At 36.6% G+C, this 23,806-nt stretch carries 25 protein-coding genes; 22 read left to right on the top strand and 3 right to left on the bottom strand.

Annotated elements, in window-relative coordinates:
- Nucleotides 1-80 precede the first annotated feature (80 nt).
- Both A5821_RS09800 and A5821_RS09795 read left to right on the top strand, forming a co-directional pair.
- A complete protein-coding gene (locus A5821_RS09800) occupies nucleotides 81-683 on the top strand; it encodes a bacterial Ig-like domain-containing protein (RefSeq protein WP_086314396.1) in 603 nt (200 codons plus the stop codon).
- Entirely contained in the window at nucleotides 684-2,114 is a 1,431-nt protein-coding gene (locus A5821_RS09795; RefSeq protein WP_086314395.1) for a helix-turn-helix domain-containing protein, read from the top strand.
- Nucleotides 2,115-2,367: 253 nt separating this feature from the next.
- Here the strand turns inward: A5821_RS09795 and A5821_RS09790 are convergent, their stop codons facing one another.
- The gene (locus tag A5821_RS09790; protein WP_086314394.1) at nucleotides 2,368-2,955 is read right to left on the bottom strand and encodes a DNA-binding protein; all 588 of its coding nucleotides are present in this window, start codon (nucleotides 2,953-2,955) and stop codon (nucleotides 2,368-2,370) included.
- A gap of 216 nt (nucleotides 2,956-3,171) precedes the next feature.
- Here A5821_RS09790 and A5821_RS09785 point away from each other — a divergent pair, with 216 nt between their 5' ends.
- The 14 genes from A5821_RS09785 to A5821_RS09720 all read left to right on the top strand — a co-directional run bounded on the left by A5821_RS09785 (nucleotide 3,172) and on the right by A5821_RS09720 (nucleotide 13,872).
- Nucleotides 3,172-3,903 carry a GntR family transcriptional regulator gene (locus A5821_RS09785; protein ID WP_086314393.1) on the top strand — a complete coding sequence of 244 codons (732 nt, stop codon included), beginning with the start codon at nucleotides 3,172-3,174 and terminating at the stop codon, nucleotides 3,901-3,903.
- 18 nt (nucleotides 3,904-3,921) lie between these two features.
- Complete coding sequence (locus tag A5821_RS09780; protein WP_086314392.1) at nucleotides 3,922-4,332, top strand: PTS sugar transporter subunit IIA; 411 nt, start codon at nucleotides 3,922-3,924, stop codon at nucleotides 4,330-4,332.
- Between the two features lie 12 nt (nucleotides 4,333-4,344).
- A complete protein-coding gene (locus A5821_RS09775) occupies nucleotides 4,345-5,097 on the top strand; it encodes a BtpA/SgcQ family protein (RefSeq protein WP_086314391.1) in 753 nt (250 codons plus the stop codon).
- The gene (locus A5821_RS09770) at nucleotides 5,090-5,563 is read left to right on the top strand and encodes a PTS sugar transporter subunit IIB (RefSeq protein WP_086314390.1); all 474 of its coding nucleotides are present in this window, start codon (nucleotides 5,090-5,092) and stop codon (nucleotides 5,561-5,563) included. Before A5821_RS09775 ends, A5821_RS09770 begins: the two co-directional genes overlap by 8 nt.
- 29 nt (nucleotides 5,564-5,592) lie before the next feature.
- Complete coding sequence (locus tag A5821_RS09765) at nucleotides 5,593-6,363, top strand: PTS mannose/fructose/sorbose/N-acetylgalactosamine transporter subunit IIC (protein WP_071879278.1); 771 nt, start codon at nucleotides 5,593-5,595, stop codon at nucleotides 6,361-6,363.
- On the top strand, nucleotides 6,347-7,189 hold the full coding sequence (locus A5821_RS09760) for a PTS system mannose/fructose/sorbose family transporter subunit IID (protein WP_086314389.1): 843 nt from the start codon (nucleotides 6,347-6,349) through the stop codon (nucleotides 7,187-7,189). The genes A5821_RS09765 and A5821_RS09760 overlap by 17 nt, the downstream gene beginning before the upstream one ends.
- Before the next feature lie 378 nt (nucleotides 7,190-7,567).
- Nucleotides 7,568-9,115 carry an ABC-F family ATP-binding cassette domain-containing protein gene (locus A5821_RS09755; RefSeq protein WP_086314388.1) on the top strand — a complete coding sequence of 516 codons (1,548 nt, stop codon included), beginning with the start codon at nucleotides 7,568-7,570 and terminating at the stop codon, nucleotides 9,113-9,115.
- A gap of 12 nt (nucleotides 9,116-9,127) precedes the next feature.
- The gene (locus A5821_RS09750) at nucleotides 9,128-9,499 is read left to right on the top strand and encodes an FAD-dependent oxidoreductase (protein ID WP_086314387.1); all 372 of its coding nucleotides are present in this window, start codon (nucleotides 9,128-9,130) and stop codon (nucleotides 9,497-9,499) included.
- A 59-nt stretch (nucleotides 9,500-9,558) separates the two neighbouring features.
- Nucleotides 9,559-10,395: a GNAT family N-acetyltransferase gene (locus A5821_RS09745; RefSeq protein ID WP_086314386.1), complete on the top strand. Its 837-nt coding sequence runs from the start codon at nucleotides 9,559-9,561 to the stop codon at nucleotides 10,393-10,395.
- A gap of 193 nt (nucleotides 10,396-10,588) precedes the next feature.
- A complete protein-coding gene (locus A5821_RS09740) occupies nucleotides 10,589-11,401 on the top strand; it encodes a helix-turn-helix transcriptional regulator (protein WP_086314385.1) in 813 nt (270 codons plus the stop codon).
- A gap of 137 nt (nucleotides 11,402-11,538) precedes the next feature.
- Nucleotides 11,539-11,856 (top strand): PadR family transcriptional regulator, encoded by a 318-nt coding sequence (locus A5821_RS09735; protein ID WP_086314384.1) that lies wholly within the window; start codon nucleotides 11,539-11,541, stop codon nucleotides 11,854-11,856.
- Nucleotides 11,849-12,436, top strand: a complete 588-nt coding sequence (locus tag A5821_RS09730; RefSeq protein ID WP_086314383.1) for a DUF1700 domain-containing protein — start codon at nucleotides 11,849-11,851, stop codon at nucleotides 12,434-12,436. The genes A5821_RS09735 and A5821_RS09730 overlap by 8 nt, the downstream gene beginning before the upstream one ends.
- The gene (locus tag A5821_RS09725; RefSeq protein ID WP_170923010.1) at nucleotides 12,433-12,588 is read left to right on the top strand and encodes a hypothetical protein; all 156 of its coding nucleotides are present in this window, start codon (nucleotides 12,433-12,435) and stop codon (nucleotides 12,586-12,588) included. The genes A5821_RS09730 and A5821_RS09725 overlap by 4 nt, the downstream gene beginning before the upstream one ends.
- Nucleotides 12,589-12,777: 189 nt before the next feature.
- Nucleotides 12,778-13,872 carry an acyltransferase family protein gene (locus A5821_RS09720; protein ID WP_086314382.1) on the top strand — a complete coding sequence of 365 codons (1,095 nt, stop codon included), beginning with the start codon at nucleotides 12,778-12,780 and terminating at the stop codon, nucleotides 13,870-13,872.
- Between the two features lie 67 nt (nucleotides 13,873-13,939).
- On the opposite strand, the gene fabI is transcribed toward A5821_RS09720, so the two are convergent.
- Entirely contained in the window at nucleotides 13,940-14,692 is a 753-nt protein-coding gene (gene fabI / locus A5821_RS09715; RefSeq protein WP_086314381.1) for an enoyl-ACP reductase FabI, read from the bottom strand.
- A gap of 303 nt (nucleotides 14,693-14,995) precedes the next feature.
- Between fabI and fabF the strand changes: the two genes are divergently transcribed.
- Together fabF and fabZ are read left to right on the top strand one after the other, a co-directional pair.
- Nucleotides 14,996-16,234 carry a beta-ketoacyl-ACP synthase II gene (gene fabF, locus A5821_RS09710; protein ID WP_086314380.1) on the top strand — a complete coding sequence of 413 codons (1,239 nt, stop codon included), beginning with the start codon at nucleotides 14,996-14,998 and terminating at the stop codon, nucleotides 16,232-16,234.
- Nucleotides 16,235-16,236: 2 nt separating this feature from the next.
- Nucleotides 16,237-16,671: a 3-hydroxyacyl-ACP dehydratase FabZ gene (gene fabZ / locus A5821_RS09705; protein WP_010762460.1), complete on the top strand. Its 435-nt coding sequence runs from the start codon at nucleotides 16,237-16,239 to the stop codon at nucleotides 16,669-16,671.
- A 92-nt stretch (nucleotides 16,672-16,763) separates the two neighbouring features.
- On the opposite strand, the gene A5821_RS09700 is transcribed toward fabZ, so the two are convergent.
- Nucleotides 16,764-18,440 carry a PucR family transcriptional regulator gene (locus A5821_RS09700; protein ID WP_086314379.1) on the bottom strand — a complete coding sequence of 559 codons (1,677 nt, stop codon included), beginning with the start codon at nucleotides 18,438-18,440 and terminating at the stop codon, nucleotides 16,764-16,766.
- 170 nt (nucleotides 18,441-18,610) lie between these two features.
- Between A5821_RS09700 and A5821_RS09695 the strand changes: the two genes are divergently transcribed.
- The 4 genes from A5821_RS09695 to A5821_RS09680 all read left to right on the top strand — a co-directional run bounded on the left by A5821_RS09695 (nucleotide 18,611) and on the right by A5821_RS09680 (nucleotide 23,806).
- The gene (locus A5821_RS09695; RefSeq protein ID WP_086314378.1) at nucleotides 18,611-19,495 is read left to right on the top strand and encodes a DUF2877 domain-containing protein; all 885 of its coding nucleotides are present in this window, start codon (nucleotides 18,611-18,613) and stop codon (nucleotides 19,493-19,495) included.
- 177 nt (nucleotides 19,496-19,672) lie between these two features.
- The gene (gene fdrA, locus A5821_RS09690) at nucleotides 19,673-21,223 is read left to right on the top strand and encodes an acyl-CoA synthetase FdrA (protein WP_086314377.1); all 1,551 of its coding nucleotides are present in this window, start codon (nucleotides 19,673-19,675) and stop codon (nucleotides 21,221-21,223) included.
- Nucleotides 21,220-22,644, top strand: coding sequence for a DUF1116 domain-containing protein (locus A5821_RS09685; protein ID WP_086314376.1), 1,425 nt, complete (start codon nucleotides 21,220-21,222; stop codon nucleotides 22,642-22,644). Before fdrA ends, A5821_RS09685 begins: the two co-directional genes overlap by 4 nt.
- A 19-nt stretch (nucleotides 22,645-22,663) precedes the next feature.
- Nucleotides 22,664-23,806, top strand: coding sequence for an ankyrin repeat domain-containing protein (locus A5821_RS09680; RefSeq protein ID WP_086314375.1), 1,143 nt, complete (start codon nucleotides 22,664-22,666; stop codon nucleotides 23,804-23,806).

Here is a 23,806-nt window from a genome sequence, read left to right as displayed (position 1 = left end):
GGGACAAAATCAGAGTGTAAACTGATTTTGGCTCATCCCTCTATTCGATTTTATCAGCAACCTAGGAGGCATATGAAGCGATGACAAATAAACCTTTGCTATTAGGAACGGCCTTGCTGTTTTCATCGGCACTTTTTTTTCATTTTGAGACATTTTACGGGGAAGAGGTAACAACTCCTGGAAAATATAAAATGACCTACGAAGTAGATGGAAAAGTAGAGACAGCGACAGTTGAGGTAAAAGAAAATCAGACGGAACTTTTACTAAAAGACATCATCATAGGGCAAAATGAAAAATGGTCTCCTTCAGATAATGTCGTTTCATTAAAAGGTAAAGATGGTGAACCACTACAATTAGAACAAGTGACAGTCAAAAATAATGTGAATACTCAAGAACCTGGAATTTATTTTGTCAAATTTTCATATGAAAACTATGAATCTACTGCTAAAGTATCGGTTAATCAATTTACCAGTTCTGACTACAAAAAAAGAGTAATGAATCGCTATTCCCCAAATGACTCTCAAACAAGAATCATGCTGAACGATGAACTACTAAAAGAAAAACCTAAACAAATGCTAAACACAAACACTTCTGGCGCAGGGTCTCAGATGGGATCCACAAGCTTTGGAGATATGTTGGGTTCTCTGTCAGGAACACTGCTGTATGGGACAAGGAGAGTATAAATGGATTTTTTGTTATTAGATGATCGAACGAATATAAAACTAGCAATTATTAGAAAACTAGAACAACACTATTCATTTTCGGAACGTAAAGATACGTTGTGTGAACAGTTAACTATCTCTCAATATCTTTTAGAGCGAAGTATTTTGGAGATAAATGAAGATCTAAAAAGATTTGATTTAAACGATGAAATGGAACTGATCGAACAAAGTAATGAAATCATTCTGTTTCAAGAGGCTCAAATATCATCAAGTGTTGTGGAGGAAAATTATTTAAAAGACTCTCTAGAGTTTACATTACTACAAACAATCTTTTTCAATCAATTTAAGTCGATCAAAAAATACGGAGAAGAACATAACATGAGCCGGACGGTCGTTTATAAAATTATAGACAGAATTCGGCAAGAGCTTGCTCAATATAGTATAAAACTATCTAAAACGTTTCAATTAGTCGGAGATGAAATGAAAATTCGTCAGTATTTTACGATGCTTTATTATCGAATTTATAAGGATTCAGATGAGTTATATAATCAATCGGATATTCTATCAGTGAATGAAATTTTTTCTGCGATTAAACCTTATTGTGAAGAAATAAACACCTTTTATCTGTTTAAACATTATTTATTTGTGATGCTAGAACGAGTAAAGAAAAAACGTAAATATTTTTTGTCTAGTACTGTTTATTCCGCAAGCTTTGATACAGAAAATAGAGTATATCAAACAATTAATCACTGGATTCGTCAGATAATAACAGGAACAAATCGAGAAATTGAAGTCGAAATAATGGGGATCATTAGTCAATTTTCTGTTTACCAAAGTGAATTGTGTAATTTCGAAAATGAGCTAGTCGACACATATACTCTACAGTTGAAACAACAAATTCTTATGTATCCACAACTGACAATGAAGAGTCAGGAACTAGAAAACAAGGTGAGTAGAACGATTTATCAACATCAATATATTACACCCTTGATAGATCTTACGTTACGAGTGATGGATTTAGATTTTTTTCAGGAACGCTATCCAATTATTTTTGAAGTCTGTCATATCTTTATCTATCAATTGAAAAAAGATGAATTTAAATTTAGTAAAAAATCACTTTTCTTCAATTTACTACTTGTACTTTCAGAACAATATGATGAAGAAAGTGAGAAAAGCACGATTAATATCCATGTGAATTTTACTCAAGGCGAAAAGTATAATCGATTTATCAAAAAACAAATTCAAATTTTTGATTCTTTTAGTATCCATTTTCAATCAGTCATCCGTCCAGATACAGATTTGATCGTCTCTGACTATCTCCCAAAAAACACTTTTTCAGCGCGAACGCTGATTTGGCTTGCACCACCTAGAGCAAGTGACTGGCGTAATTTTGGTAACGAAATCGTCCAAATCAATAAAAAATTACAATTGAATAGGAACAGAGCTCAATAATGACTAATAGATATAGAATGAAAAAGTAAGTTAAAGACTATTTTCTAAATTCATTGGTTGTTAATCGAGATACAAAAGAATAAAACAGAGGCCGAGATAAAAGTGTTTAGCTCCGAGGAATAAGAAGGAGCTGCTTTTTTCTCGCTGTTTATTCGGAGTTAAAGCCCGAAACAAAACTGATTTTTAGTTTTGTCCTGGGCTCATTTTTTTTATTAATGGAAATAGAAGGCTAAAAAAACTGGTGTGCAAAATCTTACTGGATCACAAAAGAAGTGATTTCAGAAATGGGTGCATCTTTTTGATTACTTTTAAATCGTATGATATCTGAAAAATAGATTTTATTCCCTGTTTTGGTTGTAAGAATCCCATGAGCTGAACCTTCTTTTCCGTGGGTTAATATAGACTGGATTTCTAAGGTACTAAGTTCTTTTTTTTCTTTGAGTACAGCTTTAATAAATGCTGCTTTATCTTCTAAGGGCGGTTCACCTGGTACAATCCATCGAAACGAATCAGAAAGCAACGACTCTAACAATGACTGATTTCCAGAGGCTGCCGCAAGCAAATAATCTCGAATCATTCTTCTTTTTGGTGCATTGTCACAATTTAACGAGCAGATAACTGCAAACTCTGTTTGTGGAAGGTGATCATTAACTGACTGTTCTTGAAAGGTTAAATGGTGATCAGTTAAGGCTTTTTCCAAGATGCTGATTGCTTTGGGTCCCACACCGTGCATCTTTAATAGCGTAGTTTTTTTCAGTGTACTGACTTGTTCAAGCGTTGTAATCCCAACTGATTTAAGTGCATTTGTGGCAGGCTTTCCGATATTTGGTAATGTAGTCATAATAACCTCCTTGATGGGTCTGTTTAGTTGTCCTTATTATATATCTATAAGTGGAAGTTTGGAAATAATCATAAACAGTCTGTCAAGCTGAACCTTCTGGAGAATTATTTCGTACTTTGTTTTATCCTAAAAAAAGAACGCCTAAAAAACTATTGACAACTTTTGGAAAACGCTTTATTATAAGACGTATTAAGACGTATTAAAAGGAGCGGGGAAATGGAAAAATTAGAATCTAAAGCATTAGCACCGTTATATAAGCAGTTATATGAATCATTACTGTCCAAGGTGAAAACTGGTGAATACAAAGTCGGTGACAAGATTCCTTCTGAAGAACAATTAATGGGAATCTATGGTGTAAGCCGTGTCACTGTTCGAAATGCGATCAAGCAGTTAGTCGATGAGAATGTTTTAGTGAAAAGACATGGAAAAGGAACGTTTGTCTCGATGCCTGCTTATGTGGAAAGTATGACAGCTGGCGGTAGCTTTACAGAATCTGGTCTCCAAATGCAGAAAAAACCTGGTACAAAAGTGATTTCTATCGAAAAAAAACCAGCAAGCGGACATGTTGCGCAAGCTTTAGGAATCGAAAAAGGGGAGACGATCATTGCTATAGAACGGATTCGCTCATTGGATGGATTACCTGCAATTTTTGAAATCGATTATTTTAGACACGATTTTGATTTCATGCTGGATTTGAATTTGACTGATGAATCATTATTGGATGTTTTACGAAATCATGGCGGTTTGATTGCAGCTTATTTTGACAATATTATTGAAATTGCGTTGGCAGATGAAAAAATAGCTGCTGGTCTGACCATTGACGAAGAAGAACCATTAGTTAAGATTCATCAAACGGTCATTGACAATGAAAATCAGATTCTTTATTTCAATGAACAATATATTAGAAGTGAGGTATATAAAGTAGCGATCCGCTCTTATAACAAATAAATAACTGAGGTGAACCACATGAGAAAAATTTATATTGCGACTCACGGCGATTTTTCTAAAGGATTGAAACATTCTTTAGAAATGATTGCTGGAGACAGTGCTAAAGAGATCGAGACCTTTAGCTTATATCCAGGTGCAAGTGCAGCAGATTTTGCCCAGAAATTAATGAAAGAGCTTTCTTTAAATGACGAAGATGAATATATTATTTTAGGTGATTTATTTGGTGCAAGTGTTGTCAATGCATTGTTAGAGACGACTTCTTTTGAGCATGTCAGATTATTGGCAGGGGTGAATTTGAACTTAGCACTAGAGCTTCTTTTAGCTGGACCAAGTAAATTAACGGATGAAGAGCTTGAAGAAATCATTGTGAACGCCCAACAAGGGATTCGCCGTGTCACGATTGAAAAACTAGAAAATGAAGAGTTTTAAGGAGGATGTATGATGAGTCAAAAAGATGAATTTTTAGCACTATTTAACGAAAAAAAACCAATTATTGGGGTTATTCATTTGAAAGGGATTACAGATGAAGAGGTTTTAGAGCGAGCAAAAAGAGAAATCAATATCTATGTAGAAAATAATGTTGACGGTATTTTGATGGAAAATTACTACGGAAATTATGAGCAATTAGAAGTGGCTATCCAATACATCAAATCATTAGACTTGACGATCCCAATTGGCGTCAATGTTTTAAATGTCGATTCACTTGGATTTTATCTTGCGAATAAATATGACCTAGACTTTATGCAAATCGATTCAGTCGTAGGTCATGTGAAACCTCGAGATGAAGTTTCCCTTAAGGCATTCTTTGATTTATATCGAGGTACGTGCAAAGCCAAATTGATTGGTGGTGTTCGTTTCAAGTATCAACCTATGTTATCTGAAAATACAGTAGAGGAAGATTTACAACTCGCTACAGAACGTTGTGACGCGATTGCGGTGACAGAAAATGCTACAGGAGAAGAAACGTCTATGGCAAAAATCGAACTATTCCGTAAAGAGTTACCTGATTTCCCTCTAATTGTCGCAGCTGGAGTAACAACTGGAAATGCAAAAGAGCAACTAGAAATTTGTGATGCGGCCATTGTAGGCAGCTATTTTAAAGATACTAGAAAAGATACGGGTGATGTCAGTGCAGAACATGTGGCAGATTTTATGCGTGTGATAAAAGAATTGAGGAGTGAGCTAAATGATTAAAATGTTACGTGTAGACCATCGATTGATTCATGGGCAAGTTGGATTTACTTGGACAAAATTTTTAGATGCAGACTGTATCTTGATTGCCAGTGATGATTTAGTGAGCGATGATTTGAAAATGAGTGCTATGAAAATGGCAAAACCTTCAGGCGTCAAATTAGTAATGAAAACGATCGAGGACTCAGCGAAAGCGTTAAATTCTGGTGTGACGGATAAATATAAATTATTTATTTTATGTGAGTCAGTGGAAGACATGTATCAGTTGGTGAAAAAAGTACCAACGATTCAAGAAATCAACTTAGGTGGAATGAAAAATGGAGCAGATCGTAAACAAGTCTCGAAAGCTGTTCATTTATCTGAACAAGATAACGAAAGAATCAAGGAATTGATTGCAGATGGTAAGAAATTAACGGTTCAACTAGTACCAGATGATCCTGCTGTGGCTATCGAAAAGTTGTTATCGTAAAAGGGCGAAAATACTGAGGGGGAAAAAACATGGAAGTCACGTTTATGAGAGTATTTTTGATGTTTATCATTGCTTTATTTGCTTATCTGCATAGTTGGTTTGGGTCAACAATGTGGAATCGCCCAATTGTGGTAGCACCGCTAGTGGGCTTAGCTTTAGGTGATATTGAAGCGGGGATCAAGTTAGGGGCAACTTTAGAACTCGTCTTTATGGGGGCATTTCCGGTAGGCGCTAGTAACCCACCTGATTTTGTTTCAGGCACGATCATTGCAACGGCCTATGTGATCATGAGTGGACAATCTGTGTCTAGTGCTGTTGTTTTAGCGGTCCCGATTGCAACCTTAGTTCTGTTGATCGACAATCTTCAAATGACATTCCTACTAACTGGGGCAAGTCATTTAGCAGACAAAGAAGCCAGCAAAGGGAATATCAAAGGTGTTGAAAGGATTCAAATAATCGCAGGTATCGGCAATAAAATCTTATTAGCTTTGATTGTAGCACTAGGCTTTTATCTAGGTGTTCCATTTATTGAAAAAGTTCTTTCTTATGTACCTGAATTTGTAACGCATGGACTAGATATAGCTGCTGGAATTATTCCTGCTATCGGTTTTGCCATGCTTGCTCGAATGATGCTGACGAAAAAAATGATTGCGTTTCTTTTGTTAGGTTTTCTATTAGCGGCATATTTAAAAATCTCAATTGTCGGAATTGCATTATTTGGTATCGTCGTTGTGTTGATCTATATGAATTTCAGTAATAACCAACCGAAGGAGGCGTATGTAGATGACAACGAATTCTAAAGAAAAAATAAAGACGATTTCACCTGATTCAGTCATTACTAAACGAGATTTTTGGTCTGTTTTCTTCCGTTCATTGACATTGGATTCTTCTTGGAACTATGAACGAATGCAAAATTTGGCTTATGCCTTTGCGATGGCTCCGATTATTCGCAGGCTATATAAAACACCTGAGGAACGAAAAGAAGCGCTAGAGCGTCATTTAGAATTTATGTCTGTTACCCCTCATATCTCAACACTCCTTTTTGGAATTTCTGGTGCAATGGAAGAAGAGAATAAAAAAAATCACAAGTTCAATCCAGCGAGTATCAACGCGGTGAAATCAAGCCTAATGGGGCCGATGTCTGGGATCGGAGATTCTTTTTTCTGGGGGACATTAAAAGTTATTGCATCAGGTGTCGCGATTTCTTTAGCGAAAGAAGGCAATATTTTTGGTCCAATCGCATTTTTATTGATCATCAATGTTCCCCACTTTATTTTAAGGTATATTTGTTTGGACAAAGGTTTTAAACTTGGGGCAAAATTCTTCAGTGATGTTGGCGATAGTGGCATTATTGAAAAGGTGACCAATGCAGCCTCCATTTTAGGACTGATGGTCATTGGCGGAATGACAGCTTCAAATGTGGTTTTTGAATTAACTGCTAAAGTTGGAAGTGGAAAGATAGCAGCACCTTTACAAGAATATGTAGATCAAATCATGTTAGGTTTTTTCCCTGCTTTGTTCTTCTTGATCATTTATTGGTTGTTAGGTAAAAAAGTGAAAACAACGACTTTACTTGTTGGTGTAATTGTCATTTCCATTCTCTTTGCTGCAGTAGGTATTGCCTAAGTAAAGGAAAAAATCAGCTTTGTAGAGCAATTGAAGAGAATTGTCAACTATTGCTGGATTTGACTATTTTTTTTCAAAATGGTAGAGTAACACCTGAGGAAGGTGTTTCAAATGTACGTATTATATATTTCAACTCTTAGCTCCCTACAACTTATTTTTGATGAAGTGTTGTATGGAGCTTAATCGAAAAGCGAAGAGCTTTTCTTATTCATCAGTAAATCAAGCATATTAAAAAAATAGCACATGGTTGCTATGTTTTTAGTTTGCTTATTTACTGAAGGATATATAGATTAAAAGGCCCTAGACATTTTGTCTATGGGTCTTTTTTGTATGTTCTTTAGTAAAAATAAACGAAACCACATGAAAGAGGAAAATAGAATGGAATTATTACAAGTCAAAGATTTAAGCTACGCAGTACCAGATAAACAGCTTTACGAAAACAGTTCGTTCACATTAAGAAGCAAAGAGCATATGGGGATTGTTGGGAAAAACGGCGCTGGTAAAAGTACCTTATTGAAGATGTTGTTAGGCAATGTATTGCCAGATGAAGGGTCGATTACGTGGAATCCAGCAGCTACATTAGGCTATTTAGATCAATATGTAGATATGGATCAATCTCTTACGATCAATGAATTTTTAAGATCAGCGTATCAAGAATTATTCGACACAGAAAAAGAGATGCTGAAACTTTACGAAACATATGGAGAAACAGGCGACGACCAATTACTGGCAAGAGCTGCAACTTATCAAGAACAACTAGAGATCAAAGGCTTGTATCAAGTTGAAAATGATATCAGCAAAGCGATCACAGGTCTCGGAATCAGTGACGGTGACGCAGACCAAACATTGAGTGAATTGAATCGTGGCGACCAAATCAAGGTTATCTTAGCCAAATTACTACTAGAAAAACCATCAGTCTTGATCTTAGATGAACCAACGAACTATTTAGATCAAGAACATATTGAATGGCTGACAGAGTACTTAAATGCTTTTGAAAATGCCTTTATCATAGTTTCCCACGATACTGACTTTTTAAGCAGTATCGCAACCTGCATCTGTGATATTGATTTTGGTTCGATCAAAAAATATCACAGTAACTATACAGATTTCTTAAAACAAAAAGCACATCTAGCAGAAGCTTACCAAAGTCAATTTGAAGCGCAACAACGAAAAATCAAAGAAACCGAAGCGTTTATTCAAAAGAATATAGCAGGTATCAAAACAAAAATGGCGCAAGGCCGCAGAAAGCATTTAGAAAAGATGGATCGTTTGAAAGAACCTGAAAAGAAAGTCAAATCGAATTTCTCCTTTAAACTAATGCCGCAAAGTTCTCCTAATGTGATGACGATCGATGAACTTACTGTTGGCTACAAAGAACCCTTGCTGACTGTACGTGATCTGCAAATCAAAAAAGGGGAGAAGATAGTCATTACTGGCGCAGATGGTTTAGGAAAAACAACATTGGTGAAAACACTTCTTTCAATGATACCAGCAATTTCTGGAAAAGCTCAATTTTCACCTCAAGTCGTTGTAGGCTATCATTCACAAGAAATTGAATGGGAAAATACTGAGTGGACACCGATCGAAGCGTTGGCGAATAAATACACGAAACTTACTTATGAAGACGTTCGACGAGAATTGGCAAAATGCGGTTTGAAACGCGAAATTGCTTCAAAAAATTTGTACATGCTAAGCGGTGGGGAACAATCAAAAGTGAAGCTATGTGATTTAACCATGCAGCCAAGTAATTTCCTGATTTTAGATGAACCGACCAATCATTTAGATGTGGATTCAAGAAAAGCGCTTCAAGAGGCTATCAAAGCATTTAGAGGCAGTGTCTTATTGATTTCAAATGATGAACAGTTTTATTCGCCAGTTGCTGATCATGTTTATACTGTCGCGGATAAACATCTTATTAGACAATGAGGTGAGCTTAAAATGAGCTTTACAGGATATAAAGAATGTCATTTGTATCAGCTTCCTGTTGTGAAACGTGAAGTGACAGAACAGCAGTTGGATCAACGGATTTTAATTATAGGCAGCAGTGTTTCAGAATGCATGATGGCCATTGATTTAGCCAAGCAAGGAAAAGAAGTTACTCTTATAGAACGTTCAGATGAAATTCTTTCAGATTGTTTAGCATCTCCCAAAAGAGCCAAACTCATGCAAAAGCTGGAAAACTTAGTTGTGACGATTTTTTTAGAAACAACTTGTATGAATGTAGAGGGAAACGAAGTTTGTTTAAGTAATCTAGAAGGATTTAAGACATTTTTGACTATTGATAACATCATTGTTTCTAAAAAACTATGAATATTCTTAAATTCGTTTATAGTTAAAGAAATAGAGTCAAAAATGGAGGGAGAACCATCATGTTTATATCTATAAATGAGGCCGATTTTCAACAAGTAGTAGAAACCTGGAATCAAGGATTTAGCGATTATCTAGTACCGATCCATATCGATCAAGAAGCCTTAGAACAAAGAATCCAGTCGTTGAAACTCTCAAAAAGACTTTCAGCTGTATTCTCGATGGAAGGGGAATTCGCTGGTATCATTCTTTTAGGGATTCAAACCTTTAAGCAAACCAAAATAATGTGGATCGGTGGAATGGCCGTGAGTCCTCCTTATCGCAGAAATAAAGTGGCTTCTAAATTAATCGAGTATGCAGAAAACCTGGCAATGGAAAATCAATGCGATAATCTGATGCTTGAAGTGATTGCTACTAACGAACGAGCTAAAAAACTGTATGAAGCAAAAGGATTTCAACTTGTGAACGAGTTAGCCGTTGGTACTATGGTTTTACCAATGGAATCCAGCGGAGCAAATGAATGTCATTTTAAAACTATTTCACCACAAGAACAAGCGAGAACTGAAAATCAATGGACTCCTTGGCAAAATCGTTCTATCTTTTCAGATAGAAATTACGCTATCTATCAAGATGAAACGAAAATTGGATCAATTAGTTTTAATTTAGTGGAAGAATCTGACGGTAAAGTGTTGATTATCAAACAATTACATTGCCTTAACCAAAATGATCGATCATGGATAACCGATAGTTTACTTGCATTGAAAAAACATGAGGATGTTAAAACTATCAAATTAAGCAATGTTGATATGACCACATTTGAATATACTGAGCTTCACAGAATCGGTATTGAAATGCAGCTCACACAATTTCAATTAGGGAAACAACTGAATAATAAATAGTTATATCTGATTCAAATTAAAAAAAAAGCTGCAACATTCATGAACTAAAAGTGGATGTTGCAGCATTTTTTGTACAGAAAAGCAGTTAAATCAACAAGCAACGTATCGTTGCACAGAGCTTTATTGTATAATAAATGAGAGCAACGCATTTGTGCGGCAAAAAGGATAGACGTCAGAATAGGAGTGGCTTATAGTGACTGTAGAAATTGGTAAACAAATTAAAAAATTCCGTCAAGAACAAGAAATCTCCCAACAGGAATTAGCAGACTACTTGAACATTTCACGCCAAACAATATCCAAATGGGAGCTAGGAAAAAGTCTTCCAGATTTGGAGAATGTTGTGAGACTTTCTGAGTATTTCAATATCAGTGTGGATGTTCTATTAGGCCGTAAAAAGACTGGTTTCTTTAGAGGATTGTTCTTAGGAAAAGAAAGAAGGCAAAGCCACATGAATCAAAAAAGAGAAGCAAAAAATGGTACAGCATTCTACAGTGCCTACGTTCAAGATGTTCAACCGCTATTTTTAGAAGGAAAACGAGTGAATACCTTTATAAAAATCGAGGAAGAGATTTATCCTAAAGCAACTTTTTCAAAAATGATGGGGTATGCAAACTGTTTATGTAGTTTTGTGGACAAAACAGTTTCAATCGATCAAATTGGAAAATTTAAATTGGCAGTCAATATTCCTATAGAGCAATCCATTGCTCTATTTTCCTTACAGGATATAGTAGAAATCAACTTGGGATTTGGAAAATATTTCCGAAATATCGGGGGGGATTTTGTGACATTGATCGATCTTGTGACAAAAGATCAAAACTACCATTTATGGGTAGAGTCTTTAACTGTCGCACATGCAATTTGGCATCACGAGATGTTTACTTCAGTACAAATCAATGTAGAGCAACCCTTTCAAAAAGCATTAGATCTAGAAAATGAAGAAGAAGCTGTTGAAGCAATCCGTGATGATGCAGAAAATATCCCATTGTTTTATGGAACAGCTGAATAATAATTGTTTATTCACTGTTAGTTATTGCAAATAGTATAAGAGTAAGAGAACGGTAGAGGCCGTTCTCTTTTTTTAGAATATACTCCTTGACGCATAATACTACGTAATGTATAGTAATACGTGTCAGGAGGTATAATATGGATTCTCAATTAAAAAAAGGTTTGTTAGAATACTGTATTTTAGCTATTTTAAAGAAATCTGATTCCTACGGTTATCAAATCATCAAAGATTTATCAAACGTGATAACAATTTCAGAATCAACATTGTATCCTATCTTAAAGCGTTTAGAAACAAAAGAAGAATTAGAGACATATTCAATGGAGCATAATAGTCGTTTAAGAAAATATTACCGAATCACAGATGTTGGTAGAGAGAAAATAAAAACATTTATTCAAGAATGGGACGAAGTCATGAAAGTGTATCATTTTATTGAAATGGGGGAGCAAAATGAATAAGCAGGAATTTTTGTATCAATTAAAAGAAGGGCTGATTCGCTTAGATGAAGTAGAAAAAAGCCAATTTATTCACTATTATGATGAACTGATCGAGGATTATCTAGAAGATGGTGCGAGTGAAGAAGAGGCAGTGGAAAAATTAGGAAAGCCATCGGTCATAGCTAGTAAAATTTTGGAAGATGCTTTTGAAGAGGGAGACTTTCAACCACGGAAAAAGGTTAGTCCGTTGATTGTTGTATTATTGATTTTAGGTTTTCCATTATGGGGTAGTCTTTTAATAGCACTGATCGCCATGATTCTATCTGCCTATATTGTTATTTGGTGTCTGCCTTTTTCGACTGGAGTTTTTGCGGTAGTAGGTTTAGTTGCTTCAGTATTTAGTATGTTTGCGAGTATCTTTGCAATGCAAGATGGTATTCATGTGGCGGTCACTCAGTTAGGTTTTGGTGTCATGGTATTAGGTCTAGCTATACTTAGTGGCATAGCAACAATCAACATGGCAAACTATTTTATCAACATATCAAGAAAGTTCTCAAACAAAGTACTTCATCTGATTCGAGTGAAGGAGTTATTATTATGACAAATAAAAAAATACTGATTAGAATTGGCGTTGGTTTAACGGTTATTGGCTTAATTATTGCGTTGGCAGGTTTTACAATGGCAGGTTTTCAACTCGACAAATATCGAGAAGAAGGAACTATTTCTTGGTATCGAACCATTCGATTTGATTAGAGAGTATAGAGACATTCGACAGGGGAAAATCTTGACGATGTTTCTATTTTTTATTTTAAGACAGAATCATCGAAAGTAGATGTGGTTACTAAAGGAGTATCAAAATATCAGTCTTAGTACCGATAAATTAAAAAAGCTGCTTTGCTATAATAAAAGTTAAGAGGACTGAAATGGGAAGTGGGTATTGGTATGGGGATGGAAAGTATCAACAGATTAGTAAAAGAAAAACAGATAAATACAAAGGGAATTGATTTAGTTAAATATGCAGCGGCGATTTTAGTTATTTGCTTTCATTGTGAAAGAGTTTTTCAAGATCCTGCAATCAATTATTTATTTAAGAATGTTTTATGTCGATTTGCGGTTCCCTTTTTTTTAATTTCAACGAGTTATTTTGTTAGAAGAGGGCAGAATCAATCAGCTAATTACATAAAACAGTATCTAAAGTCGTTAGCAAAATCGTATTTATTTTGGAGCCTGATCTATTTACCAGTTGGGTTTATGTGGATTCAAGAAAACTATTCTCTTAGCCCAGGATTGTATCCAGTGGCTCTAGTGGCGGGGTTGCTTTATACGGGCACCTATTATCATCTTTGGTACATCCCAGCAGCGATGTTTGGAATCGTTTGTGTCCAGTGGCTGCTCAAAAAAACAGGATATCTTGTTTTGTTCAGTGTAGCTACGCTGATGTACGCTTTTGGCTCGTTAGAAACCTACTATGCTTATATCGGGAATGGGCAGTTGAAAGCTTTTTTTGATCAGTATATGAGTATGTTTATTACTACTCGAAATGGTTTGTTTTTCGCATTGATTTTTGTAGCACTTGGTTTTTTCTTATGGGATCATCGGGAAAAAGTGATCAGTTATCAAAAATACTTAGGATTGTTGGTCGTACTGACTGGGGGTCTTTTAGTAGGAGAAGGAATTATCGTATATTCTAATGTTGGAATCGATAAGAATTTTCTTTGGATGCTTGTTCCGTTTACTAGTTGCCTTTTCTGTTGGAGTTTATTTATAAAGGTGGAAGAGAAGATCGATGTAAAACGGTTGAGAGATTTAGGGAAATACTATTTCTTTATTCATCCATTATGTATTTTGTGGACAGCAAATTTAGTGCACAGCTATGAATTTTTTACGAATAGTTGGTTACAGCTGATCGTAACTTTGATCGCAACACATTTATTGAGCTCTCTGGTAATCACGATGAATCAGCAATTGCCTTATTATTATTTTGACTTACAATTGATGTTAAGAGTCAATCGTGGTTACATTCAAAGATGGATATAGAAAACAGTATTTAAATAAAAAGATGAGGCTGAGAGAAAACTTTTTTAATTTTCTCTCAGTTTCTTTTTTAAGTAAGATGAACGCCTTTATCAACGTAAATAATATCTCCGACAATACCAGCAGCTAGTTCACTAACTAAAAACGCGCAAGTATTGCCTACTTCTTCGATCGTAACCCCTGCTTTATCTGGTGTACGGCCTTCTGAGATTTTAATCAATTGATCGTAATCTTTCACACCAGTTACTGCCAGTGTTTTGATAGCACCAGCTGAAATACCGTTCACACGGATTTTGTCTGCTGCAAATTCATAGGCTAAATATTTTACAGCTGTCTCTAAAGAAGCTTTAGCGATTCCCATCATGTTATAGTTCGGGATGGCTCTTTCAGAACCTAGATAAGTCATTGTAACAATTCCTGAACCAGGATTCAGCATTGGTTTTGCATGATGTGCAACAGCTAAAAGTGAGTAGCTGCTGATATCTTGAGCCAATAAGAAACCTGAACGGCTGATGTCACTTACATTACCATCTAACTCTTCTTTGTTAGCAAAGGCAATAGCATGCACTAAACCATCGATCTTGTCGTATTTTTCTTGGATTGTTTGGAATGCTTGGGCAATTGAGTCATCAGAGGCTACATCGCATTCTACAAGTAAATCAGTTGGTTCTGCTAATTTTAACAATTGTTTTTTCATGCGTTCGTTTTGGTACGTATAAATAATATCAGCGCCTTGCTCTTTTAATGCTTTGGCACATCCCCAAGCAATACTTCTTTTGTTGGCTACGCCCATTACGACGACTTTTTTATTTTTTAGAAACATATGGATTTTCCCCTTTTAAAATTATTTTTAGTGTGTGAAAAGTGTCTCAGATCTTAATAAAAACTAAATATCTAATTTTATTTAAGTTGACGGATAAAATTGCAACTGGTATTATCTGTTGTGAGAATGATAATAAAATTCTCTGACAAATAAACAACACCCATACAGACATTTTATCGGATGTCTGAATTATTAACTAAAATACTTTGAAAGTCAAACTATTTTACTTAAATTTAAACAAAAAAGTGGTGTTTAAGCAAGTTTTTTTTAATTTGATAGTCAAAACAATAGTGGAGGTGCACGATGAAACGAGTTGTAATTACAGGGATGGGAGCGGTGACTCCTTTAGGAAATACTGTAAAAGAGTATTGGCAAAATTTAGTTAATGGAAAATTAGGAATCGCTAAAATTACTAAATTTGATTCTGAAGATACAGGTGTGGCACTTGCAGGTGAAGTGAAAGAGTTTGATCCAAGTGAGGTTCTTGATCGGAAAGAACAAAAGCGGATGGATCTATTTTCACAGTATGGTTTAGTTGCTGCAATGGAAGCTTGGAATATGAGTGGTTTAACTCAAGATACAATCGATCCAAAACGTTTTGGTGTGATTGTAGGTAGTGGGATCGGCGGTATGACGACCTTGCAAGATCAAGTTAGAGTGATGGATAAAAAAGGGGCTAAACGAGTAACACCTTTCTTTGTACCAATGGTGATCGCGAATATGGCATCAGGAAATATTTCCATCAAATTAGGTGCAAAAGGACCTTCTCAAACAATCGTGACCGCTTGTGCATCTGCAACAAATGCCATCGGTGAAGCCTTCCGTACAATTAAGTACGGTTTAGCTGATATGATGATTACAGGTGGAACAGAAGCAACGATTTGTGAAATCGGAATTGCTGGTTTTGCTGCTTTAAGCGCGTTAAATACAACAGAAGATCCAACGAGAGCGTCGATTCCGTTTGATAAAGAACGACACGGTTTTGTGATGGGAGAAGGTGCCGGCATGTTGATGCTTGAAGAGCTTGAACATGCTCAAAAACGTGGCGCAACGATTCTAGGTGAAATCGTAGGTTACGGTAGTAACTGTGATGCTAGTCATATGACAGCGCCATTAAAAGATGGAAGCGGCGCAGCAGATGCAATTGAATTAGCTTTAGCAGAAGCGGCAATTGATGCCTCTGCGATAGGTTATGTTAATGCACACGGTACATCAACACCAGCCAATGATGCAGCTGAAACAGCAGCATTAAAACGTGTATTTGGTGAACGTGCCCACGATATTCCAATCTCAAGTACAAAGAGTATGACAGGTCACCTTTTAGGTGCGGCTGGTGGAATAGAAGCAATTGCTTGTGTGAAAACACTACAAGAAGGTGTTGTGCATCCAACAGTGGGATATAAAGTAGAGGATCCTGAATGTGATTTAGATTATGTAACAGCTGGTTCACGCTCCGTACAAGCAGAATATGCAATCAGTAATTCATTCGGCTTTGGCGGTCACAATGGCGTTATTTGTATGAAGAAATGGGAGGAAAACTAACAATGACAAGATTAATGAATGCAACAGAAATTATGGAAATGATTCCAAACCGTTACCCAATTTGCTTTATCGACTATGTGGATGAAATCATCACGGATAAAAAAATTATTGCAACAAAAAATGTGACGATCAATGAAGAATTTTTCCAAGGACATTTCCCTGGAAACCCAACAATGCCAGGTGTTTTGATTATTGAAGCATTAGCACAAGTTGGTTCGATCTTGATTTTGAAAATGGATCAATTTAAAGGTGAAACAGCGTACATCGGAGGAATCAACAAAGCGAAATTCCGTCAAAAAGTTGTTCCAGGAGATGTCTTGAAGTTGCATTTTGAAATTGTAAAAATCAGAGATTATGTCGGCATCGGGAAAGCAACTGCTTTTGTTGAAGATAAAAAAGTTTGTGAATGTGAATTGACTTTTATTGTAGGTAGATAATAAGTTAAAGAATAAAAAATGAGATAGAAGTTATTATCCATATTTAAGTAGACTAGAACATAGCTCATTGAGTTATGTTCTAGTCTACTTTTTTAGTGGTGTAATTCATATAATTTCAGTGCTAATTGCAATGCAAAGGTATTTTTCTCTTGTTCCAAATCTACTGATAGTAGTCCTTTGATCTTTTCAATCCGATAAAGCAACGTATTTCGATGAATAAATAAGGCTCTAGATGTTGTAGCGATATTTAAATGATGAGCTAGATAAGCTTTTAATGTTGGCGTGAAGCTGGTCTTGTTTTCCAGATCGTAAGTCAGCAAGGTGCTTAAATAGTGAGTGTAAAATTTTCTTCCTTGTTCTTTTGAAATGGAATCAACTAAAAAGGAATCAAAATAAAAATCATTAAAAAAATAAATTTTTTCTTCTTTTGCGTCATCTTCTAATAGTAGGATGACCTTTTTTGCTTCTTCAAAGCTTTGAGACAATTCAAGAACGGGTAAAGTAGAACCGATGGTGCAGAAAATGTCTCGTTCCGATTGACCTTGCTGTTCTAAATGTATCCGAATCCGTTCTGCTGTATCGGATACTTCGTTGTGTGTTTTTAATGCGCTCAATTTAGGATCAGTTCCTAATAGTATTACTAATTGATTTTTTCGGCTAAATAGATGGAGATGGGGAAACCGATTGGATGTATAAGTTGTCAGGGACGACAGTAAGCTTTTCATTAAGCGATCTTCTGATTGTTTCTTTTCCATTAAGGAATCTGACGTATGACCAATTGTTTGGATGGAAAGGATCAAAACCGTATAGTTTAAGTTTGGATCGATCGTTGTATCATAAGTAGCCAAAGCCGCTAAGTCTTTGATTTGACCTGATAATAATTGATCGAAAAAATCACGGCGAATTCTATTTTCCGTTCGTTCAATTTCTAAAAGCCGCATTTGTTCTAATGCAAAGGCCATTGAACCATTTTCTAAGGCAACATAATCAAGGTCTGTCAGCGGACGTTCTATTAGATAAACTAAAATAAAGCCATAGTGGATCGTATCAAAATAAACAGGCATGATCACGCAAGGGTATTCCTGTTCCTCAAAAGAAAGAGCGCGAGTGATCGGTTTTTGGATTCGTTCAAAATTAGTAGGTAAGTCTGTAATTGTTTGGATTGGAAAAGTAAGGGTATCTCCATTTTTTTTGATGATTTCTTGGATCAATGGTTGTTTTTTGTCACTGATAGCTGTCACTGACCAGTCAGTATCTACTAATACAACTGGATTATTGACCATTTCCGCTAAACCAGAAGCAATTTTTTTCATACCGCCACCATGTAGAGAAATCTCAAAGAATTGTGAATGAATATCCAACGACGCTTGGTTCAACTCATTCATTCGGCCAGAAATTTCGGCCATGACAATATTCATGATCTTTGAAAAGGCGATTCCATAAGGAATTTCTATAAGAGGTAAACCAAGTTCATCTGCTAATTTACGCATGGATTCAGGAATTCCTTTTAGATAGATGTGTGGTTTGATACAAATCGCAGAACAATTGATTTCTTTAAAACGTTGGATAAAACGACGTTGGATTTCGGCATTTTCGCTAAAAAAATACCCAGAGGTAATTAGTAGTTCGCCTGCAGACAACCAGTCAGAAGCATCGGGATTATCTAAAATGTTTACGCCCGTGATCTTATTATCCAGGCCTTTTTCCCCAGCGACTAATTGGAATGTTTTGAAAGGAGAAAGCTGCAGGAAGTTTTTGACCGTTAACATGGATACACCATCTTTCTAAATTATAATTTCGTCACTTTAACTATACGGTAATTAGTTAAAGTGTACAACTGAAAAAGAAAATATTCGGCTACTCTATCTGTATATGAAAAGGCTTTCTTGATGTAAATTGAATAGTGTAAAGAAGATAAGCAGGTAAGGAAGTGAGTGAGATGCGTACGTACCAATCCCTTTCTGGTTCTAGCAATTTTTTATTTGAGATTCAAAATAGGCAATGGGAAGGAGTAATTCATAGTGTGTTTAACCGAACTGTAAATATAATTTGTGATTCTGGTGAAATATACACGATAGCGGCGGAAGAATTGGACAATGCGCCCAATACGTTAAGGGTAACTGAATTGTTTTCCAATCAGCCGAAGCTACTTGTAAAAACACCTGTTTTCTCTCAAAAAGGGCAGTTAGTGATTGGTGAGATCGCTGCTATCAATACTCGGAATGCCAAAGAATGGCATTATCCCACAATCAATTTTCCAAAGAAACAAGAGTATTCAAATATACGTATACGTGTTGAGCAACTTAACGAATGGCTGAGTCAAGTCGAAAATCATGGCGGCTATTTATTAAACAATACTCAGAGGACAAAATACGAGCAAATGATCCATACGATGCTTTTGAAAGAATCAGAGCAACTATTGGCGTATTTAAAAGAAAAACAGTTATTTCAAGCGATGAAGCAATTAAATCGAGTGATCGGCTTAGGTCCAGGATTAACACCGTCTGGTGATGATTTTCTAGTCGGATTAGCGCTAATATTTACCACTACTAATTATCCATATCATTCATTAAAACAGTGGTTGATAAACAGTCGGAATGAGATGAAAAAAAGAACGAATATTATTAGTTTTTCCGCGTTAGATTGGGCAATCAAGGGAGAAGCACGAGAGCGGATCGGTTCATTTTTAAATGAATTATTTTATGGAGAAGATGAAAATGCTTTGAAATCAAAAATGTTAGCTGTTTTAGCGATTGGATCAACATCTGGCGGAGATATGCTGACAGGGATGTTGGCCGGAATAAAATTGACGATGGACTTGTAATGAACTGTACCAATGTTTGATAAGGATGTTGAGCTATGTGTTATCTAGCTTTAGGGGCTACACTCTCGGAAAAAAGATAAAAAATGAGGGTGGCGCTTTTAGCCACAATCATTTTTTCCTATTTTTCAGTCGAGTGTGGACGAGCCCGCTACGCTTTTATATTAAGGAGGAACCTATATGACAATCAGTATCAAAATTCAACCTAATACCTATATTGATTCGGTATCGTTAATGGCTTTATCAACGAAAGCGAATCAGATAGCAGGTGTTGATCAAGCGATTATTGCAATGGCAACCGAAATGAACAAAGAAGTGATGAAGAATGTTGGCTTATATACAGATGAAATTGCGCAAGCACAAACGAGTGATCTAATTATCGCTTTAGATGCCAACGAGGAACATGATTCAGTTGAATTGATCCAAAAAATCGAAACGCTAATGACTGAGAAAAAAGAAAAGACAACGAATCAAACAACGGAAAGCTATACAACGATTGAAACGGCAAAGAAAGCTATCCCAGAAGCGAATATAGCCGTGATTTCTGTTAACGGTCAGTATGCCGCTCGTGAAGCGAGAAAAGCCTTGAATAATGAGTTGCATGTGATGATGTTTAGTGACAACGTTAGTGTAGAAGATGAGATCGAATTAAAAGATTTAGCGCATGATAAAGGCCTACTAATGATGGGACCAGATTGCGGAACGGCAATCATCAACAATGTTGGGTTATGTTTTGCCAATAAGGTTCGAAAAGGAAGTATAGGTATTGTTGGTGCTTCTGGAACAGGCAGTCAAGAAATCAGTGTTCGAATTCATGAGTTTGGTGAAGGTGTTTCTCAATTGATCGGAACAGGCGGACGAGATCTTAGTGAAGCTGTAGGTGGAAAAATGATGCTGGATGCCATTGATGCTTTAGAAGCTGATGAAGACACTAAAGTGATCGTTCTGATTTCAAAACCACCAGCAAAAGTAGTTGAAGAAAAAATTCTTACAAGAGTAAGAAAAGCTGAAAAACCTATTGTCATTTGGTTTATCGGCAGCGACGTGAGAGAAAATGAGACAGGTATTTACTTTGAAAAAATGTCTAAAGCTGCGGCTTTAAGAGCGGTGACCTTGGCTGGAATCGATCAAAATAGTTTAGATGTTCATCCGTTGAACTTACCTTTGATCGATGAAGTTCGAGCAAAATTAAATCCAGAACAAAAATACATTCGCGGGTTATTCACTGGAGGAACACTTTGTGATGAAGCGATGTTTACTGCAAAAGAACGATTTTCAGATGTGTATAGCAACATCGCAACAGACCAAGATCATCTTTTACATTTCGGTGATGTCAGTAAAGCACATACCTTTATCGACTTTGGCGCAGATGAATTTACCAACGGCAAACCACATCCTATGATCGATCCTTCTAATCGAATTGCTCGTTTTAAAGAAGAAGCAGCTGATCCAACAGTTGGCGTGATCTTGATGGATTTTGTACTAGGTTATGGTGCTCATCTGGATCCTGTTGGTGTAATGATACCAGCAATGAAGGCAGCAAAAGAAACAGCCGCAGCAGAAGGTCGGCATCTTGAAATCATCGGATACGTGTTAGGGACAGATTTAGATAAACAAAATATCAATGAACAAGTCGAAAAGTTGACCTCGATCGGTGCAACGTATGCTAGTAGCAGTCAAAATGCTGGATTATTGGCAAGAGAATTTGTTGTGAAAGGAGTAGAACAATGAGCAAAATCACTGAATTATTTAAAGAAGAACCTGTAATCATCGATCTTGGGATCGAGTCGTTTCAAGAGGAATTGATCGAACAACAAGTACAAGCGACCTATTTAAACTGGGCACCTCCGGGTCGAGGAAAAGCAGCTATTTTAGCAGCACTAGAGAAAATCGAAACACCAGAAAATCTAGAAAAAATAAAAAAAGCCAATGAAGAAGCCGTGCATCGAATCATTTCTTCACAAATTTCATTGATCGGTTATGATCAAGCAATCAATGTTGTGCCAGGAATGACTAAAAATACGATTTTACATGCTGGACCACCGATCACTTGGGATAGAATGAATGGTCCGATGAGAGGGGCTGTCAAAGGAGCCTTAGTTTTTGAAGGCTTAGCTAAAGATTTAGATGACGCCGAAAATGTTGCGGCTTCTGGCGAAATCATCTTCTCACCATGCCACGAACATCAAAGTGTCGGTTCGATGGCAGGAGTAACGTCTGCATCTATGTTTGTCCATATCGTGGAAAATAAGACTTATGGCAATTTAGCGTTTACGAATCTAAGTGAGCAGATGTCTAAAATTTTGCGAATGGGTGCCAATGATGAGAGCGTCATCGAACGATTGATTTGGATGAGAGATGTTTTTGGTCCGATTTTAAGAGATGCGATGAAATTATGTACAGAAGGGATCGATTTGAAACATATGTTAGCTCAGGCATTGCATATGGGAGATGAATGCCATAACCGTAATAACGCAGGAACGACATTACTGATTCAAGCACTAACACCTTACATTATCCAAACAGATCATTCCATCGAAGAGATGAAAGAAGTCTTTGATTTTGTTGCCAGCAGTGATTATTTCTCAGGACCGACTTGGATGGCAATGTGTAAAGCAGCTTTGGATTCAGCGGTGGGTATTCCATACAGCACAGTTGTAACGACAATGGCTAGAAATGGAACAGAATTTGGTATTCACATCAGTGGTATCGAAGGAAACCCTTGGTTTGTTGGACCTTCTCAAAAAGTTATTGGGCCAATGTTTGCAGGATATAAACCAGAAGATGCAGGTCTTGATATTGGCGATAGTGCAATTACAGAGACATATGGAATCGGTGGTTTTGCAATGGCCGCAGCTCCTGCAATCGTCGCTTTAGTTGGGGGAACAATCGAAGATGCCTTACGTTTTTCTATGGAAATGCAAGGAATCACAACCGCGGAAAACCCGAATATCACGATTCCAACATTAGACTTTATGGGAATTCCGTCAGGGATCGACAGTTTAAAAGTTATCCAAACGAACACATTACCGATCATCAATACGGCAATCGCTCATAAAGAAGCGGGGATCGGCATGATCGGAGCTGGAATCACTCATCCGCCAATGGAAGCTTTTGAAAAAGCAATCATTGCTTTTAGTAAACAACTATAAAAAAGAAAGGAGAACGATCATGGATACAGTAAAAGCAACGAAGTCACTGCTAAAAGCAGTAGAACTTGAGCAAAAGGAACAAGTTTTACAGTTATTAAATGAAGGATGTGACCTTTCGTTAACGGATGAAGCTGGACGATCTCCGTTGATGTTAGCAGTCCAAAGGAATAATTTGATACTAGTTAAAGAGCTGCTAGCATTTGGGGCGGATGTGAACCAGCGTGATAATACACAACTTACTCCTTTCATCTGTGCTGCAGCGAATGGATTTGACGAAATAGTCAGCGAAATTCTTCAATCCGGACGCGCCGATTTAGCTTCTGTCAATCGCTTTGGCGGCACAGCCTTGCTTCCATCAAGTGAAAAAGGCTATTTAAGAACGGTCCAATTATGTTTGGCTGCAGGAGTGCCAGTTAATCATGTCAATCGTTTAGGTTGGTCAGCGTTGTTAGAAGCGGTAATTTTAGGTGACGGCGGCTTCTTATATCAAGACGTGATTCGTGAGTTGGTTCAACATCGAGCAGATGTTATCCAAACAGACGGTACTGGTAAAAATGCTCTTGACTATGCCAAAGATACAGGAAACGAATCATTGATTGCGATTGTGGAGAAACAGGAAGTCGAAGAATTGATTTTCCGTGAGGTACGAACGTATCTAAGAAAAGGAGAGTTAATACAGGCGTTAAAAGTGTTAGAGGCGCAAGAACAAACAGATTTAGAAGTGCTGTATTATCTTGGCTATACCTATCAGCGCTTAAAAGAGTATCCGACAGCGATTTCTTATTATAAAAAAGGCTGGAAAAAAAGTGAGCAATTTGCTTTCTATGTCGGAAATAGTTATCGTATGATGGGAGATATAGACAATGCATTACAAACTTATGATCAAGCAATCAAGGAAGATCAAAGCTTCTTTTACCGCTACCATAAATCTAATTTTTTAAGAGAATTAGGTCGTCATGAAGAAGCTGTCAAAATGATGGATAACTTGTTGAAAGACTACCCTGAACGAGTTGATTTCTATTTTCATAAAGCCAACAGTCTTCGTAGTTTGAATCGGCATCAAGAGGCCATTACTGCGATGGAGCGCGCGATTCAACTCGATCCAGAAAATCCATTATTTTCAGAACACCTTGCACAATCACTTCAGTTAGTAAAAAACTAA

The sequence above is a fragment of the Enterococcus sp. 7F3_DIV0205 genome (assembly GCF_002141365.2).
GTDB classification, from domain to species: domain Bacteria; phylum Bacillota; class Bacilli; order Lactobacillales; family Enterococcaceae; genus Enterococcus_L; species Enterococcus_L palustris.
This window is presented reverse-complemented; position numbering and strand designations above follow the sequence as displayed.

Coding starts and splice junctions, on each gene's coding strand:
- A5821_RS09770 (WP_086314390.1), top strand. CDS start 5,090: ATGATTAAAATGTTACGTGTAGACCATCGATTGATTCATGGGCAAGTT.
- A5821_RS09755 (WP_086314388.1), top strand. CDS start 7,568: ATGGAATTATTACAAGTCAAAGATTTAAGCTACGCAGTACCAGATAAA.
- A5821_RS09680 (WP_086314375.1), top strand. CDS start 22,664: ATGGATACAGTAAAAGCAACGAAGTCACTGCTAAAAGCAGTAGAACTT.
- A5821_RS09720 (WP_086314382.1), top strand. CDS start 12,778: ATGGGGATGGAAAGTATCAACAGATTAGTAAAAGAAAAACAGATAAAT.
- fabI (WP_086314381.1), bottom strand. CDS start 14,692: ATGTTTCTAAAAAATAAAAAAGTCGTCGTAATGGGCGTAGCCAACAAA.
- A5821_RS09800 (WP_086314396.1), top strand. CDS start 81: ATGACAAATAAACCTTTGCTATTAGGAACGGCCTTGCTGTTTTCATCG.
- A5821_RS09785 (WP_086314393.1), top strand. CDS start 3,172: ATGGAAAAATTAGAATCTAAAGCATTAGCACCGTTATATAAGCAGTTA.
- A5821_RS09695 (WP_086314378.1), top strand. CDS start 18,611: ATGCGTACGTACCAATCCCTTTCTGGTTCTAGCAATTTTTTATTTGAG.
- A5821_RS09780 (WP_086314392.1), top strand. CDS start 3,922: ATGAGAAAAATTTATATTGCGACTCACGGCGATTTTTCTAAAGGATTG.
- A5821_RS09750 (WP_086314387.1), top strand. CDS start 9,128: ATGAGCTTTACAGGATATAAAGAATGTCATTTGTATCAGCTTCCTGTT.
- A5821_RS09795 (WP_086314395.1), top strand. CDS start 684: ATGGATTTTTTGTTATTAGATGATCGAACGAATATAAAACTAGCAATT.
- A5821_RS09760 (WP_086314389.1), top strand. CDS start 6,347: ATGACAACGAATTCTAAAGAAAAAATAAAGACGATTTCACCTGATTCA.
- A5821_RS09685 (WP_086314376.1), top strand. CDS start 21,220: ATGAGCAAAATCACTGAATTATTTAAAGAAGAACCTGTAATCATCGAT.
- A5821_RS09775 (WP_086314391.1), top strand. CDS start 4,345: ATGAGTCAAAAAGATGAATTTTTAGCACTATTTAACGAAAAAAAACCA.
- A5821_RS09725 (WP_170923010.1), top strand. CDS start 12,433: ATGACAAATAAAAAAATACTGATTAGAATTGGCGTTGGTTTAACGGTT.
- A5821_RS09790 (WP_086314394.1), bottom strand. CDS start 2,955: ATGACTACATTACCAAATATCGGAAAGCCTGCCACAAATGCACTTAAA.
- A5821_RS09765 (WP_071879278.1), top strand. CDS start 5,593: ATGGAAGTCACGTTTATGAGAGTATTTTTGATGTTTATCATTGCTTTA.
- A5821_RS09700 (WP_086314379.1), bottom strand. CDS start 18,440: ATGTTAACGGTCAAAAACTTCCTGCAGCTTTCTCCTTTCAAAACATTC.
- A5821_RS09730 (WP_086314383.1), top strand. CDS start 11,849: ATGAATAAGCAGGAATTTTTGTATCAATTAAAAGAAGGGCTGATTCGC.
- fabF (WP_086314380.1), top strand. CDS start 14,996: ATGAAACGAGTTGTAATTACAGGGATGGGAGCGGTGACTCCTTTAGGA.
- fdrA (WP_086314377.1), top strand. CDS start 19,673: ATGACAATCAGTATCAAAATTCAACCTAATACCTATATTGATTCGGTA.
- A5821_RS09735 (WP_086314384.1), top strand. CDS start 11,539: ATGGATTCTCAATTAAAAAAAGGTTTGTTAGAATACTGTATTTTAGCT.
- A5821_RS09745 (WP_086314386.1), top strand. CDS start 9,559: ATGTTTATATCTATAAATGAGGCCGATTTTCAACAAGTAGTAGAAACC.
- fabZ (WP_010762460.1), top strand. CDS start 16,237: ATGACAAGATTAATGAATGCAACAGAAATTATGGAAATGATTCCAAAC.